The organism is Quatrionicoccus australiensis, assembly GCF_020510525.1.
GTDB lineage: Bacteria > Pseudomonadota > Gammaproteobacteria > Burkholderiales > Rhodocyclaceae > Azonexus > Azonexus australiensis_B.
On the sequence record NZ_CP075188.1, the window covers coordinates 253,107 to 268,428 of the forward strand.

The window sequence follows — 15,322 nt, forward strand, 5'->3', positions numbered from 1 at the left end:
CTGGTTTGATGCCATTTTGTTAAAAATTTCGAATCGCATCCTGCGTTCTATGATTAAATTTGGCCCCCGGCCGCTTCGCCTCTGGCGCCTAACTGAAAATTGTTTAAAGTAATGATTTAATGCATGAGTTTCTAAAAACCTATCGGCCCGTACTGCTGCAGGCAGGGGTTATCAGTTTCTTTTTGAACCTGTTGCTGTTGGCGCCAACCCTCTACATGCTGCAGGTGTTTGACCGGGTATTTACCAGTCGCAGCAATGAAACATTGGTTTGGTTGACGGTGATCACCGTCATCATGCTGTTTCTTTACTTTGTGATCGAGTGGACACGGGCCCGGCTTTTAAACAGCATCGGTACCTGGCTGGACCGCCTGCTGGGTGTGCCGGTCATGCGCCGGGTACTGGAGGATGCGGCTGCGCCGACGCGCGGCAAGTTGACCTATCTGACACGCGATGCCGGTATCCTGCGCAACTTTTTTGCCGGGCCCGGCATTCTGGCTGTGCTTGAAGCGCCGTGGCTGCCTTTCTTCATCCTCATCATCTTTTTCTTCCATCCGTTGTTGGGGGCCATGGCTGTGATTTCGGCCTGTCTTCTGGTCGGTCTTGCCCTGCTTAATTTCAAAATGACGCAGAAGCCGCTCGAGGCGATTCAGGATGCGACCCGACGTGCCGGCCGGTTTATCGATGTTGGTTCGAGAAATGCCGAGGTTGTGAAGGCACTGGGGATGCATGGCAATGTGGTCGAGCGTTGGGGGACTTATAACCGTAAGGCGCTGCAGATGCAGAACGACCTGGCACGCCGGACGGCATGGCTTTCGGGGGGGTCGCGCTTTGCCCGGCAACTGATTCAGGTCATGATGCTTGCGGCCGGTGCCTATCTGGTGATCGATCAGCATGTAACCCCCGGCGTGATGATGGCCGTGACCTTGATCCTTGGCCGGGCCCTGGCTCCCGTGGAGCAATTGATTGCCAACTGGAAGCTGATTGGTGAGGCCAAGGCCGCCTACGGACGATTGCAGGAAGCTTTTGCCGAAGAGAACGAAGTCTTGCGTGGTGTCGAGCTTCCCGCATTACGCGGTGATGTCTTGCTAGAAAAAGTGTTTTTTGCCATCAGGGTAGGCCAGCCGCCTCTTTTGAAAAATGTCAGTTTCCAACTGGCCGCCGGGGAGTTTCTTGGTGTCATCGGCCCGAGCGGTTCGGGAAAGTCTACCTTGGTACGCGTATTGATTGGTGTCTGGAAGCCGCAGTCAGGCGCTGTCCGCTTGGATGGTGCGGAGATCGACCAGTGGGATCCCGCCCTTCTCGGATGCCAGGTGGGCTATCTGCCGCAAGATATCGAGCTGTTTCCGGGGTCGGTGGCGGATAACATCGCTCGCATGGGGGAGCCTGACGATGGCGCGGTTATTGCTGCTGCGCAACTTGCGGGCGTGCATGATTTGATCCTCAATCTGCCCGAAGGCTATGCCACCGAGGTCGGGAGCAATGGTGAAAACTTGTCCGGCGGGCAGAGGCAGCGTGTTGCCTTGGCGCGTGCCCTGTACGGCAAGCCTCGGCTGATCGTTCTTGATGAGCCGAATGCGAGTCTGGATGCCGAAGGCGATGCCGCATTGCTTTCAGCACTCAGGCGCTTGAAGGAGTCGGGGATTTCCGTGGTGATGGTATGTCACCGGCCAAGTTTGCTGGCTATGGCCGACAAGTTGTTGATCTTGAAGGAAGGGATGGTTACCGCTTTTGGGCCAAGGCAAGAAATCGTTGCCAAACTGGCGCCGGTAACTCCTGCTGTACGGGGATTAAGGTGAAGCTGATTCAATCTTGGGTACGCCCTACATCAACCAGTCCGGACGAGTTGCCGGAATTGCGGGAAGTCAGGAAATGGGGGCGCGTTGGTGCCTTGCTGGCCCTTTCCAGTCTGGTTGTCATCCTTGTCTGGGGGGTTATGGCATCGCTGGATAGCGCGGTGGTTGCCCGCGGTTTGCTCAAGGTCGATAGCTATCGCCAGGTTGTGCAACACCAGGAAGGCGGCATCGTAAAATCCATTCTGGTAAAAAATGGCGACGAAGTTCACAAGGACCAGGTTCTGCTTGTGATTGAGGATCTACGAGTTTCCGCTTCTTTCGACATGCTTGAGCAGCAGTATTTTTCCGAGCTGGCGAAAAATGCCCGTTTGACGGCTGAGCGTGAAATGTTGTCGAGTATTGTCTGGCCCAAGACCTTTTTGGCAGGTCTCGGCAAACCGCAGGTGCAGGAAATGCAGCGCAAGGAAAAGGACCTCTTTACCCAGCGGCGTTTTGCCCTGAAACAGCAAGTTGAGATTCTTTCCCGACAGATCCGGGAGGCGGAGGAAGAAATGGCGGCGACCGAGCGTCAGATTGTAGCCGATCGGGCTGGTCTCAAGTCCATGCGTGATGAAGTCAGGGCCAATCGCGGTTTGCTCGACAAGGGATTTATTTCTCCGACCCGCATGCTTGCTCTCGATCGTTCGGAAGCGGACTACGCATCGCGCCAAGCTGAGCATGAAGCTGACCTAGCTCGGGCCAGGCAAAAGCAAAGTGATCTCAAGTTTCGGATCGAAGGCTTGAGGAGTGCCTATCGCGAAGGGGCCGCGAGCGAGTTGAAGGAATCCAACGACCGTCTGAATGACGTAATGCAGAGGGTTAAGCCGGCTCTTGACGCACAGGAACGGCAACAGGTCGTTTCGCCTGTTGACGGTATTGTGGTCGATCTCAAGGTGCATACCTTGGGGGCCAGTGTCGGACCTCGCGAAGTTCTGATGGAAGTGGTTCCGCGCGGTCAAGAGCTGGTGGCGGAATTGAAACTGCCAATTGATTCGGTTTCGGATCTTCATGTCGGAATGCTGGCGGAGGTGCGGCTGTCGGCATTCCAGCAACGGACGACACCATTGATGCCGGGTGTTCTGACTTATATCTCGGCGGATGCGCTAGCCGAGCCGAGCGGGCAAGGCGGTTACTACTATCTGGCGCGAGTCCGCCTGGATGAAAAAGCTCTGAAAGCTGCCAATATCGGTGAGTTACAGGCGGGGATGCCGGTCGAGGCTTACATGCGTTCGCGCAGTCGCTCTGCATTGGGCTACTTCTTCGATCCCATCAGCCAGTCGATGTACCGGGCCTTCCGGGAGAGATAGCGCAAGACGGATCGACCTGCTTCTTCGATCGATTGCACGACGGGGAGGTGAGCGGGTTGCCGTTCTTCCTTGCCTGGTCATGGCCTGAATCGCTTCGGGGATCCCTTGCTCAATCCCCGAAGCTGCGCAGACCTTCGAGGTCGAGCACGTTGATGCCGCCGTATTCGCTGCGCACCAGCCCGGCATCTTCCAGCACCTTGAGCGCCTGGTTGGCGCGCTGGCGCGAGACGCCGGCGAGGTAGCCGAGTTCTTCCTGGGAAATCTGCAGCAGGCGGTTGGTGCCCGGATAAAGCACCGGGTTGAACAAGGCGGCCAAACCGCGGGCGATGCGGGCGTCGGTATCGAGCATGCGCTCGTTCTCGATCATGCCGATGAACTGGCCGAGACGTTCATTCAGTTGTGCGATCAGGTAGCGGTTGAACGGAATGCTGTGATCCATCAACCAGTTGAAGGTGTTGCGGTTCATGAAGGCGACGCGGCTCTCGCGGATTGCCATGACGTCGTAGCGACGCGGCTCGCGCTTGAGCATCGAGCCTTCGCCGAACCAGGCGCCGGAACTGATGCCGGTCAGCGAAGTGGTCTTGCCGGTGGTCCAGTGGCTGGCCATCTTGCCCAGGCCGTCGATCAGCCCCATCCAGTAATCGACCGGTTCGCCCTTCATGCAGATGAAGGCGCCGGCGGCAAAAGTCCGTTCGGTCGTGCCGGCCAGGGCGCGTTCCATTTCCTCGGCGCTCAGCGCTTGCCCCCAGAGCGAGGTGCGCAGCAGTTCCTCAGCATTTTTCAATTTATTTTCCGGATTGTCCGCAGGATGACAATTATACGTCGGGGGCTTGCATACACTGGCTCGCGACTATCGGTGCATTGACTGTCCTGTTGCAAGGTCTGCGTAAGGCAGCAGTAGCCCAATGAGTCAAACGAACGTTAGACCGCGAACAATGAGTCGCGGCGGAGGAGACAAGAAATGCCCAAGCAGGCGAATTTCGCCGCAGTGGACGGTTTGCATACCTTCCCGCGGCTGTTGTTCCATCATGCCCAGGTCCGTCCGCAGGCGCCGGCGATGCGCGAGAAATATCTCGGCATCTGGCAAACGTGGACCTGGCTCGACGTGGCCGAGCGCGTGCGTGCGCTGGCTTGCGGTCTGGCCGCGCTCGGTTTCAAGCGCGGCGACAACCTGGCGATCATCGGCGACAACCGGCCGCATCTCTACATGATGATGAGCGCCGCCCAGTGTCTGGGTGGCGTGCCGGTACCGCTCTACCAGGATGCAGTGGCCGGCGAGATGCTGTTCGTGCTGCAGGACGCCGGCATCCGCTTCGTCGTCGTCGAGGATCAGGAGCAGGTCGACAAGATGCTCGAAGTGCGCGACCAGGTGCCTGACCTCGCCCACATCATCTACGACGATCCGCGCGGCATGCGCCACTACAACCAGCCCTTCCTGCACGACATCCATGAACTCATGGAAATGGGCCGCGTGCATGATCGCAACCACGCCGACTTCCTCAATGCCGAAGTCGAGCAGGGACATTACGACGACGTCTCGGTGATGCTCTACACCTCGGGCACAACCGGCAAGCCGAAGGGCGTCTGCCAGACGCACGCTGCCTTCATCGCCGCGGCGCAGGGTGGTGTCGCGGTCGACAAGCTGGGGGCGGACGGCGACATCCTCTCCTACCTGCCCATGGCCTGGGTCGGCGATCACCTGTTTTCCTATGCGCAGGCGATGGTTGCCGGCTTCACGATCAATTGTCCGGAGTCCGGTGACACCGTGATGTCCGACCTGCGCGAGATCGGCCCGACCTGCTATTTCGCCCCGCCACGCGTTTTCGAGAGCCTGCTCACCTCGGTGATGATCCGCATGGAAGATGCCGGCAAGCTGAAACAGAAAATGTTCCACCACTTCATGGCGGTGGCCAAGCGCTGCGGCGCCGACATCCTCGACGGCAAGTCGGTCGGTCTGGGTGACCGGCTGCAGTACTGGCTCGGCAATCTGCTGGTCTACGGTCCGCTGCGCAACGTGCTCGGCATGAGCCGCATCCGTGTCGCCTATACGGCCGGCGCGGCGATCGGGCCGGAGCTGTTCCGTTTCTACCGTTCGATGGGCATCAACCTGAAGCAGTTCTACGGCCAGACCGAAACCTGCGCCTATGTCTGCCTGCAGCCGGATGGCCACATCAAGTTCGATTCGGTCGGTCAACCGGCGCCCGGCGTCGAAATCAGGATTGCCGACAATGGCGAGGTGCTGGTCAAGGGGCCGATGCTGTTGAAGGAATACTACAAGCGCCCGGATGCCACCGCCGAGTCGATCAACGCCGATGGCTATTTCATGACCGGCGATGCCGGCTTCCTCGACGAGGATGGTCACCTGAAGATCATCGACCGCGCCAAGGACGTCGGCAAGTTGTCGAACGGCGCGATGTTTGCGCCCAACTACATCGAGAACAAGCTGAAGTTCTTCCAGCACATCAAGGAAGTCGTCTGTTTCGGTCACGACCGTGACATGGTCTGCGCCTTCGTCAATATCGATGTCGGCGCGGTTGGCAACTGGGCCGAGCGGCGCGGCATTTCCTATGCCGGCTATGCCGATCTGGCCGGCAAGCCGGAAGTGCTCGAGCTGATCCGCGAATGCGTCGAACAGATCAATGCCGACCTGGTGCATGACAGCATGGTGGCCGATTCGCAGATCCACCGCTTCCTTGTCCTGCACAAGGAGCTCGATCCGGACGACGATGAGCTGACCCGAACCCGCAAGGTGCGGCGCAATTTCGTTGCCGAAAAATACAAGGTGCTGATCGACGCCCTCTACGCGGGCAAGAGCAACCAGTTCATCGAAACCGAGGTCAAGTTCGAGGACGGTCGACGCGGCAAGATTTCCGCCGACCTGAAGATTCTCGATGCGAAAACCTTCCCGATAGTACAAAAGGTGGCCTGACATGACAGCACGCAACAACTACCCGGTCGGCGCCGTGCAGCGGCAGAGCGAGGCCAGCCGGCGCGAGATCATCTTTTCGTTCGCCTCGGTATTCGTGGTCTCGGCCTTCATTTACGCGGTGACCTATTTCGTGGTGAGGTTGCCGGCATGAGCAAGAGAATCGGCGAGGTCATTCTCGACCTGCAGAACATTTCCCTGCGCTTCGGCGGCGTCAAGGCGCTGACTGATATCTCGTTCAACGTCCGCGAGCACGAAATCCGCGCCATCATCGGTCCGAACGGCGCCGGCAAGAGCTCGATGCTCAATGTCATCAACGGCGTCTATCACCCGCAGGAAGGGAAGATTTTCTGGCACGGCAACGAGCGCAAGAAGATGGAACCGCACATGGCGGCGCAGCAGAACATCGCGCGCACCTTCCAGAACATCGCGTTGTTCAAGGGCATGACGGTGCTCGACAACATCATGACCGGACGTATCACCAAGATGAAGGCCAACTTCATCGAGCATGCGCTGTGGTTCGGCCGGGCCAAGAACGAAGAGCTCGAACACCGCAAGAAGGTGGAAGAGGTCATCGATTTTCTCGAGATTCAGCACATCCGCAAGACGCCGGTCGGTCGACTGCCCTACGGCCTGCAAAAGCGCGTTGAACTCGGTCGCGCGCTGGCTGCCGAGCCGTCGATGCTGCTCCTCGACGAGCCGATGGCCGGCATGAACGTCGAAGAGAAACAGGACATGTGCCGCTTCATCCTCGACGTCAATGACCAGTTCGGGACGACGATCGTGCTCATCGAGCACGACATGGGCGTCGTCATGGATATCTCCGACCGCGTCGTCGTGCTCGATTACGGCAAGAAGATCGGCGACGGCGTACCGGATGAAGTGAAGAACAACGAGGACGTGATCAAGGCCTATCTGGGCGCTGGTCACTGAGGAGCGGGCGAGATGAATTTCTTTCTGGAAGTATTGATCGGCGGTCTGCTCAGCGGTGTCATGTACGCCCTGGTCGCCCTCGGTTTCGTGATGATCTACAAGGCCTCGGGCGTCTTCAACTTTGCCCAGGGCGCGATGGTCTACATGGCGGCGCTGTCGGTCGTCGGCTGCATCGAGAAGGGCGCGCCGCTCTGGCTGGCGATCATTCTTGCCTTCGCGATCATGACCCTGTTCGGCATTGCCACCGAAAAGTTCGTGCTGCGCAAACTGGTCAACCAGCCGCCGATTTCGCTATTCATGGCGACCATCGGTCTCGCCTTCTTCATCGAGGGCCTGGCACCGATGATTTTCGGCAGCGATCCGCGCGCGCTGGAACTGGGCATTGTCGATGAGCCGATTCCCTGGATTCTCGACAACTGGAACATGGTGATTTCCAAGTTCGACCTCGTGGCGGCCGGTGTGGCTGCGGTGCTGGTCGCGACACTCGCCCTGTTCTTCCAGTACACCCGCATCGGCCGGGCCCTGCGCGCGGTGGCGGATGACCATCAGGCAGCGCTGTCGATCGGCATTCCGCTGCAGCACATCTGGGCGATCGTCTGGGGCGTGGCCGGTTTCGTCGCCCTGGTTGCCGGCATGATGTGGGGCGCCCGCAATGGCGTGCAGTTTGCGCTCACTTTCACTGCACTCAAGGCGCTGCCTGTGCTGATCCTTGGCGGCTTCACCTCGGTGCCGGGCGCCATCGTCGGCGGCCTGATCATCGGTGCCTCGGAAAAGCTGGCGGAAATCTACATTCCGCCGGTCATGCAGGATCTGTTCGGCGGCAATTTCGGCGGCATCGAAGGCTGGTTCCCGTATGTGCTGGCTCTTTTGTTCCTTCTTGTCCGGCCGGAAGGCTTGTTTGGCGAGAAGCACATCGACCGCGTGTAAGAGAGGATAGAACAACATGCTTTACCGTGAAGCCGGTCAATTCAAGACCACCTACGCCGCCGACCAGCAGCTCTTTCCGATCCGCCAGGACCGGATCGGCGTGCTTGTGCTGCTTGCCGTCGCCTTTCTCGGGGTGCCGATGTTTGCCAGCGAATACTGGTTCTCGGCCATCCTGATTCCCTTCCTGATCTTCGCGCTCGCCGCGCTCGGGCTGAACATCCTGACCGGCTATGCCGGCCAGTTGTCGCTCGGTTCGGCCGCCTTCATGGCGGTCGGCGCCTACGCTGCCTACAACTTTCAGTTGCGCGTCGAAGGCATTCCCATCCTGGTTTCCTTCGCTCTGGCGGGGTTGACCGCTGCCGGCGTCGGCATCCTGTTCGGCTTGCCATCGTTGCGCATCAAGGGCTTCTACCTGGCGGTGGCGACGCTGGCGGCGCAGTTCTTCATCGTCTGGTGCCTGACCAAGTTTCCGTGGCTGTCGAACAACTCGTCGTCCGGCGTGATTTCGACGCAACAACTGATCATCTTCGGTCACGAACTGACTACGCCGGTCGAGAAATACCTGCTCGTGCTCTGCATCGTCGTCGTCATGGCGCTGGCTGCCAAGAACCTGGTGCGCTCGACCACCGGCCGGGCCTGGATGGCGGTGCGCGACATGGACGTGGCAGCGTCGGTGATCGGTATCAAGCTGATGCCGACCAAGCTGCTCGCCTTTGCCATCAGTTCCTTCTACTGCGGCGTGGCCGGCGCGCTCTATGCCTTCTGCTACCTCGGTTCGGTCGAGCCGGACGGCTTCTCGCTCGACATGTCCTTCAAGATCCTGTTCATGATCATCATCGGTGGTGTCGGTTCGATCATGGGCAGTTTCCTCGGCGCCGCCTTCATCCTGCTGCTGCCGATCTTTCTCGACGTTGCCCTGCCGTTCTTTGCCGAACTGTTCGGCCTGCCGTTTTCCAGCGCTACCGTGTCGCACATCCAGATTCTGGTGTTCGGGGCGCTGATCATGTTTTTCCTGATCGTCGAGCCGCACGGGTTGGCCCGCTTGTGGCAGATCGCGAAGGAAAAGTTGCGCCTGTGGCCTTTCCCCCATTGAGGCGGGAAGGTCTGTAATTCAATAACTAGAGGAGACAAAACCATGATCAAAAGCTTCAAACCCGCCCTGAGTGTTGTTGCGCTTTCCCTGGCCATGCTCTCGCAAGGCGCTGCCGCTGCCGAAGAGCAGTTCTTCCCGATTCCCGGCTACCGCGTCGGCCCTTACGGTGCCAACGGTCAGTCCTTTTACGGTGGTTTCATCGACTACCTGAACTATGTCAATTTGAAGGAAAAGGGCGTCAATGGCGTCCAGCTGACCTACGAGGAATGCGAAACCGAGTACAACAACGCCAAGGGCGTCGAGTGCTATGAGCGCCTCAAGGGCAAGGCCGCCAAGTCGGCCGGTCCGATCCACACCATGTCCACCGGCATTTCCTATGCCCTGATCGACAAATCGGCGCAGGACAAGCTGCCGCTCGCCATGATGGGTTACGGTCGCACCGATGCCGTCGACGGTTCTGTCTTCCCCTATGCCTTCCCGCTGGTCACGACTTACCAGATGCAGGCCTCGGCCATCGTCAAGTTCGTCAAGGAAAAGATGGGCGGCGATCTCAAGGGCAAGAAGATCGTTTACCTCTATCACGACTCCGCCTACGGCAAGGAAGCCATCATCGCGATGGAAGCCGAAGCCGCGCTGAACAAGTTCCAGCTGGTGCAGATTCCGGTCGCCCACCCGGGCAACGAGCAGGGTGCCCAGTGGCTGAAGATCCGCCAGGAAAAGCCGGATTTCGTCGTCTTCTGGGGCTGGGGTGTGATGAACCAGACGGCATTGAAGGCCGCCCAGAAGGTCGCTTACCCGCGTGACAAGATGATCGGCTCGTGGTGGACCGGCTCCGAAGAAGACGTCGTGCCGGCCGGCGATGCCGCCAAGGGCTACATGGCGGCGACCTGGAACGTCGCCGGCAAGCAGGTGCCGGTGATCGCCGACATCGAGAAGGTGGTCTATGGCGCCGGCAAGGGCAACCTGCAGGACAAGGCCAAGATCGGCACCATCCTCTACAACCGTGGCGTGTCGGCAGCGGTGCTGTCGGTCGAGGCGATTCGCAAGGGCCAGGAGAAATATGGCAAGGGCAAGGCGTTGACCGGTGAGCAGACGCGTTGGGCGCTGGAAAACCTCAACATCAACGATGCCCGCCTGAAAGCGCTGGGCGCCACCGACCTGCTGCCGGAAATCAAGACCTCCTGCGACAACCACGAAGGTTCGGGCAAGGTGAAGATCCAGCAATGGGATGGCGCCAAGTGGGTGCCGATCTCCGGCTGGATCGAGGGCAACAAGGCGCTGATCCACCCACTGTTCCAGGCCTCTGCCAAGCAGTACGCCAAGGAAAAGGGCATCACGCCGCGCGATTGCTCCAAGGAGAAGTAAGGATCGAGGATTCAGGATCGAGGATCGAGCCAAAGCTTGCGCGCCGCTGGCGCGAACCATAGCTAACAGCTCTAGCCCCTCGATCCTCGATCCTGAACACCGGGACTGCCATGAACACACAAACCACTACCGCCGCCGACAACTACCTTGCCATCAACAACATCGAGGTCATCTACGACCACGTGATCCTGGTGCTCAAGGGCGTGTCGCTGAATGTCCCCAAGGGGAAAATCGTTGCCCTGCTCGGCGCCAATGGCGCCGGCAAGTCGACGACGCTGAAAGCCATCTCCAACTTGTTGCATGCCGAACGTGGCGATGTGACCAAGGGCTCGGTCGAATACAAGGGCGAACGCATCGACCAGCTGACCCCGAACGAGCTGGTCAAGCGCGGCGTCATCCAGGTCATGGAAGGGCGGCACTGCTTCGGCCACCTCTCGATCGAGGAAAACCTGCTGACCGGTGCCTACACGCGCTCGATCTCGCGGGCCGAACTGAAGGACAGCCTGGAGAAGGTCTATCACTACTTCCCGCGCCTGAAGACGCGGCGCACCTCGCAGGCCGGCTACACCTCGGGCGGCGAGCAGCAGATGTGTGCGATCGGCCGCGCCCTGATGGCCAAGCCGGAAATGATCCTGCTCGACGAACCGTCGATGGGCCTGGCGCCGCAGATCGTCGAAGAGATCTTCGAGATCGTCAAGGACCTGAATTCGCGCGAGAACGTCAGCTTTTTGCTGGCGGAGCAGAACACCATGGTCGCGCTGAAATATGCCGATTTCGGCTACATCCTGGAAAACGGGCGGGTGGTGATGGAGGGGGATGCCGAGGATCTCAGAACCAATGAGGATGTTAAGGAGTTCTACCTCGGCTTGTCTTCCGCCGGGCGCAAATCCTTCAAAGACGTAAAGCATTACCGTCGTCGCAAACGCTGGCTGTCATGACAGCAGTGCGCAGCCCGGCGCGGCGTTGTCGGGTGGCTTGTTTGCAGGAGCAAACGGCGCCACCCTCCGCCTTGCTCCTGTCTGCTACTTTGCCGTCATGGATGAGCGTTGGGGAAACTCTGCCTCTCTGCAAGCTCGGGCATGTCCGAGGTTTGCGTTGTAAAAAACATTGAATCTAGACGGTCGACCGCGCAAAAACGGAGAAAACCAAGATGAGTTACTACGATCCGCTGGAAACCCGCGATCCGGATGAGCGCGAGGCCGATCTGATGGACAAGCTGGCGCGCCAGGTGGCGCATGCCAAGGAAACGACGCATTATTATTTCCAGGCGCTGGCCGGGGTGAATCCCTATGAATGCACGACGCGCGAGGCGCTCGCCAGACTGCCGCTGACCCGCAAGCGCGACCTGATCGACTTGCAGAAGAAGACGCCGCCCTTCGGTGGTCTCAATTCGCTGCCGCGGCACAAGGCGAAGCGTGTCTTTGCTTCGCCCGGGCCGATTTACGAAATCCAGGGCAAGGACATCGATCCGTGGCGCATGGCGCGCGTGCTGTATGCGGCCGGCTTTCGCGATGGCGACCTGATCCATAACTGCTTTTCCTATCACTTCACGCCGGGTGCCTTCATTTTCGAGGGCGGGGCGCGCAAGCTCGGTTGCGCCGTGTTTCCCGGCGGCACCGGCCAGACCGAACAGCAGGTGCAGGCGATGCTCGATCTGAAACCGGAAGGCTATGTCGGCACACCATCCTTCCTGCGCATCATTGTCGAGAAGGCCGAGGAACTGGGGGCGAATATCAGCTTCCTGCGCAAGGCCTGTGTCTCCGGCGAAGCGCTGCCGGGCGTGACGCGTGACTGGCTGCGCCAGCGCGGCATCAGCGTGCGCCAGTGCTATGCGACGGCCGACATCGGCGCCATCGGCTACGAAACCGAGGCTGAAGAAGGCCTGGTCGTCGAAGAGGAACTGCTCGTCGAGATCGTTCGGCCGGGTACCGGCGACCCGGTGGCGCCGGGCGAAGTCGGCGAGGTCGTCGTGACCACCTTCAACCCCGACTATCCGCTGATCCGCTTCGCCACCGGCGACCTTTCCGCCATCCTGCCCGGCCGTTCGCCTTGCGGGCGCAGCAATATCCGGCTCAAGGGCTGGCTCGGCCGGGCCGACCAGACGACCAAGGTCAAGGGCATGTTCGTGCATCCCGAGCAGGTGGCCGATCTCGCCAGGCGGCATCCGGAAATTGGCCGCATGCGTCTGGTAGTGGACAATCCGGGCGGCCAGGATCGCATGGTGCTGCATTGCGAAACCGCGCTGGGCAATCCCGAACTGGACAAGGCGCTGGTCGCCAGCCTGCGCGAAGTCACCAAGTTGCGCGGTGAAGTGGCCTTTAGTGCGCCGGGGGGCTTGCCCAATGACGGCAAGGTGATTGAAGATAGCCGGGTCTATTGACCGGGCATTTCCCATGAAATCATTTCTTGTTGTACTGGCCCTGCTGGCAACGCCAGCCCTGGCCGAAGAGACGGCGCTGCGGCCGTCGGCCCGCCTGTTGTTCAAGCAGCCCGAACTGCTGCAAGCCGGTAGTTGTGTCATCTACGAAGAGGGTGGCAGCGGCTGGGTGGTGACCGAGCCGCTCTTCTACCTGAAGGGCAAGGTCATCTCTGCCGAGGTGCGCACGCGTCATCTCGGCGTCTGCCCGCAGGTGCCGGGCAAGAGCATGAAGCAATACAGCCGTGATGAATTCAACCGGCATGCGCTGGCCTATCCCTGCGTCTCGCCCAATGTGCCCGAACGCGACGAACAGCTCGGCGTCGTGCGTATCCGCGTCGACAGCTGGGAGACGCCGCATGCGGTCAAGATGGCCAATGCCGGTCGCCTCTATCGCGGCAATTTCATCGACCGCAAGCTGGAAAAAGGCATGGAAATCGAACTCGAAGCCGATCTGCTCGGCGTTTGCGAGCCGTGAGCGGTTCGGGGCCGCTGGCCGGCATCAAGGTCGTCGAGTTTGCCGGGATCGGTCCCGGTCCATTCTGCGGCATGCTGCTCGCCGACATGGGGGCGGAAGTCACGCTGCTTGAGCGGGCCGGAGGCACGTTCGCCTCGCAACTGTTTGGCGGGGGGCACAAGGCGGTAGCCAATCGAGGCAAGAAATCCCTGTGCATCGATCTCAAGAATCCGGAAGCCAAGGCCCTGGTCATGCAGCTGATTGGCGAGGCCGACGTGCTGATCGAAGGGTTTCGTCCCGGCGTCATGGAAAGACTGGGTTTCGGGCCGGACACCTGTCTGGCGCTCAACCCGCGTCTGATCTACGGCCGCATGACGGGTTGGGGCCAAAGCGGTCCGCTTGCCGCCCGGGCTGGCCATGATGCAAATTACGCGGCACTGGCCGGTGTGCTGGATACCGGGCGTCGCCATGGTGGCGCGCCGTGGGCCCCACCGACCCTGATCGGCGATATGGGTGGTGGCGGACTGATGCTCGCCTGGGGAATTGCCTGTGCGCTGATCGAGGCCCGCAGCAGCGGCCAGGGCCAGGTCATCGACGCGGCGATGTGCGAGGGGGCTGCGGTGCTTGCCCATGGCTTGTTCAATCTCGACGCGCTGGGCGAGTGGCAGGGCAAGTGCGCGATTGATTCGAGTGCCCCGTTTTACGACGTATACGCCTGTGCCGATGGGCAGTGGATCAGCGTCTGTCCGCTTGAGCCGCAGTTTTACCGGACTTTTCTCGAGCGGCTGGGCCTGGCGAGTGATCCGGACTTCAGCGGGCAGCAATACGACACGATGCGCTGGCCGGTCATGAAGCAGCGCCTGGCTGCAATCTTTGCCAGTGCGCCGCGCGCGCACTGGGAGCAAGTGTTCGATGACACCGACGATTGTGTCTGGCCGGTCCTGTCCATGCAGGACGCACCGTTGCATCCGCACAATCAGGCGCGGGAGGCCTTTGTCGATATTGCCGGTGTGCGCCAGCCGGCACCGGCGCCGCGCTTTTCCCGTACGCCTGGCAGTATTCAGAGTCCGCCGCCGCTGCTCGGCGAGCATACGCAGCAGCGCCTGCTGGATCTGGGGCTGTCGAGCGAGGAAATCGCGCGCCTGGTCGCTCTCGGCGCAGTTTCAGTCGCCTAGGCGGGGCGGGCGGCTCTAGCTGCTCAGCGCCCGCTGGCCCGCCCGAACAGGCCGCGCACTGCTTCCTGCAAGTCGGCCGGCAGCACGACGACCTTGGCGTTGTCTTTCTCGCCCATGCGTTCCAGTGCCTGGATGTATTTTTCACCGAGCATGTAGGACATCGGTCCGGTCTGGTCGCCGATCGCCGCGGTGATGCGGCGGATTGCCTCGGCCGAGGCTTCGGCCAGCATGACCTGGGCGTTGGCATCGCGCTTGGCGGATTCGAGGCGCGCTTCGGCTTCGAGAATGGCCGCCTGCTTGGCGCCTTCCGCCCGGATCACCACGGCCTTGCGCTCGCGCTCGGCGGCGGCCTGCATTTCCATGGCGCGCTGCATCGACTCCGAGGGCTTGATGTCCTGGATCTCGACGGATTTGACCGTCAAACCCCAGTCGACCGCTTCGTCGGCAATGCTTTCGCGCAGCCGGGCCTTGATCTTGTCGCGCGATGACAGCGCCTCGTCGAGCTCCATTTCGCCGACGATGGAGCGCAGCGTGGTCATGATCAGGTTGCGGATGGCTTCGGAGAAGTCGGTAATGCCATAGACCGCCTTGACCGGATCGGTGACCTTGATGAAGGCGATGGCATTGGTCAGGATCACCGCGTTGTCGCGGGTAATCACTTCCTGTTCCTGGACGTCGAGGATGATGTCCTTGGTGACCAGCTGATAGGCCACCTTGTCGAGATAGGGGATGACGATGTTGAGACCGGGCTTGAGGGTGCCATGGTATTTCCCCAGGCGTTCGACGATCCACTCCTCGCCCTGCGGCACGATGCGCACGCCCTTGGCGATGGTGACGACAGCAAAGGCCAGGAGGGCGAGAACGACGACAAAACCGGCACTGAATTCCATT

General features: G+C 60.4%; 14 protein-coding genes. 12 read left to right on the forward strand and 2 right to left on the reverse strand.

Annotation, left to right across the window (positions count from 1 at the left end; translation table 11 throughout):
* The first annotated feature begins 119 nt into the window (after positions 1 to 119).
* Both KI612_RS01165 and KI612_RS01170 read left to right on the forward strand, forming a co-directional pair.
* Positions 120 to 1,796 (forward strand): type I secretion system permease/ATPase, encoded by a 1,677-nt coding sequence (locus KI612_RS01165; protein WP_226442018.1) that lies wholly within the window; start codon positions 120 to 122, stop codon positions 1,794 to 1,796.
* Positions 1,793 to 3,139, forward strand: a complete 1,347-nt coding sequence (locus KI612_RS01170) for an HlyD family type I secretion periplasmic adaptor subunit (protein ID WP_226442020.1) — start codon at positions 1,793 to 1,795, stop codon at positions 3,137 to 3,139. Before KI612_RS01165 ends, KI612_RS01170 begins: the two co-directional genes overlap by 4 nt.
* A 109-nt stretch (positions 3,140 to 3,248) precedes the next feature.
* Here the strand turns inward: KI612_RS01170 and KI612_RS01175 are convergent, their stop codons facing one another.
* Positions 3,249 to 3,923 carry a Crp/Fnr family transcriptional regulator gene (locus KI612_RS01175; protein WP_226442022.1) on the reverse strand — a complete coding sequence of 225 codons (675 nt, stop codon included), beginning with the start codon at positions 3,921 to 3,923 and terminating at the stop codon, positions 3,249 to 3,251.
* A 177-nt stretch (positions 3,924 to 4,100) separates the two neighbouring features.
* Here KI612_RS01175 and KI612_RS01180 point away from each other — a divergent pair, with 177 nt between their 5' ends.
* From KI612_RS01180 to KI612_RS01225, 10 genes are all read left to right on the forward strand, one after another.
* Complete coding sequence (locus tag KI612_RS01180; RefSeq protein WP_226442024.1) at positions 4,101 to 6,068, forward strand: AMP-dependent synthetase/ligase; 1,968 nt, start codon at positions 4,101 to 4,103, stop codon at positions 6,066 to 6,068.
* A gap of 1 nt (position 6,069) precedes the next feature.
* Positions 6,070 to 6,219, forward strand: coding sequence for a hypothetical protein (locus KI612_RS01185; RefSeq protein ID WP_226442025.1), 150 nt, complete (start codon positions 6,070 to 6,072; stop codon positions 6,217 to 6,219).
* On the forward strand, positions 6,216 to 6,998 hold the full coding sequence (locus KI612_RS01190; protein WP_226442026.1) for an ABC transporter ATP-binding protein: 783 nt from the start codon (positions 6,216 to 6,218) through the stop codon (positions 6,996 to 6,998). The genes KI612_RS01185 and KI612_RS01190 overlap by 4 nt, the downstream gene beginning before the upstream one ends.
* Before the next feature lie 12 nt (positions 6,999 to 7,010).
* Positions 7,011 to 7,925, forward strand: a complete 915-nt coding sequence (locus tag KI612_RS01195; RefSeq protein WP_226442027.1) for a branched-chain amino acid ABC transporter permease — start codon at positions 7,011 to 7,013, stop codon at positions 7,923 to 7,925.
* Between the two features lie 16 nt (positions 7,926 to 7,941).
* Positions 7,942 to 9,018, forward strand: a complete 1,077-nt coding sequence (locus tag KI612_RS01200; protein WP_226442028.1) for a branched-chain amino acid ABC transporter permease — start codon at positions 7,942 to 7,944, stop codon at positions 9,016 to 9,018.
* A 42-nt stretch (positions 9,019 to 9,060) separates the two neighbouring features.
* Positions 9,061 to 10,383, forward strand: coding sequence for an ABC transporter substrate-binding protein (locus KI612_RS01205; protein ID WP_226442029.1), 1,323 nt, complete (start codon positions 9,061 to 9,063; stop codon positions 10,381 to 10,383).
* A 110-nt stretch (positions 10,384 to 10,493) separates the two neighbouring features.
* Entirely contained in the window at positions 10,494 to 11,321 is an 828-nt protein-coding gene (locus KI612_RS01210) for an ABC transporter ATP-binding protein (RefSeq protein WP_226442030.1), read from the forward strand.
* Between the two features lie 212 nt (positions 11,322 to 11,533).
* A complete protein-coding gene (locus KI612_RS01215) occupies positions 11,534 to 12,763 on the forward strand; it encodes a phenylacetate--CoA ligase family protein (protein WP_226442031.1) in 1,230 nt (409 codons plus the stop codon).
* A 13-nt stretch (positions 12,764 to 12,776) separates the two neighbouring features.
* Positions 12,777 to 13,277, forward strand: a complete 501-nt coding sequence (locus KI612_RS01220; protein ID WP_226442032.1) for a hypothetical protein — start codon at positions 12,777 to 12,779, stop codon at positions 13,275 to 13,277.
* Complete coding sequence (locus KI612_RS01225; protein WP_226442033.1) at positions 13,274 to 14,431, forward strand: CaiB/BaiF CoA transferase family protein; 1,158 nt, start codon at positions 13,274 to 13,276, stop codon at positions 14,429 to 14,431. The genes KI612_RS01220 and KI612_RS01225 overlap by 4 nt, the downstream gene beginning before the upstream one ends.
* A 23-nt stretch (positions 14,432 to 14,454) precedes the next feature.
* Here KI612_RS01225 and KI612_RS01230 read toward each other — a convergent pair whose 3' ends face one another.
* On the reverse strand, positions 14,455 to 15,321 hold the full coding sequence (locus tag KI612_RS01230) for an SPFH domain-containing protein (RefSeq protein ID WP_226442034.1): 867 nt from the start codon (positions 15,319 to 15,321) through the stop codon (positions 14,455 to 14,457).
* Between the last annotated feature and the right edge of the window lies 1 nt (position 15,322).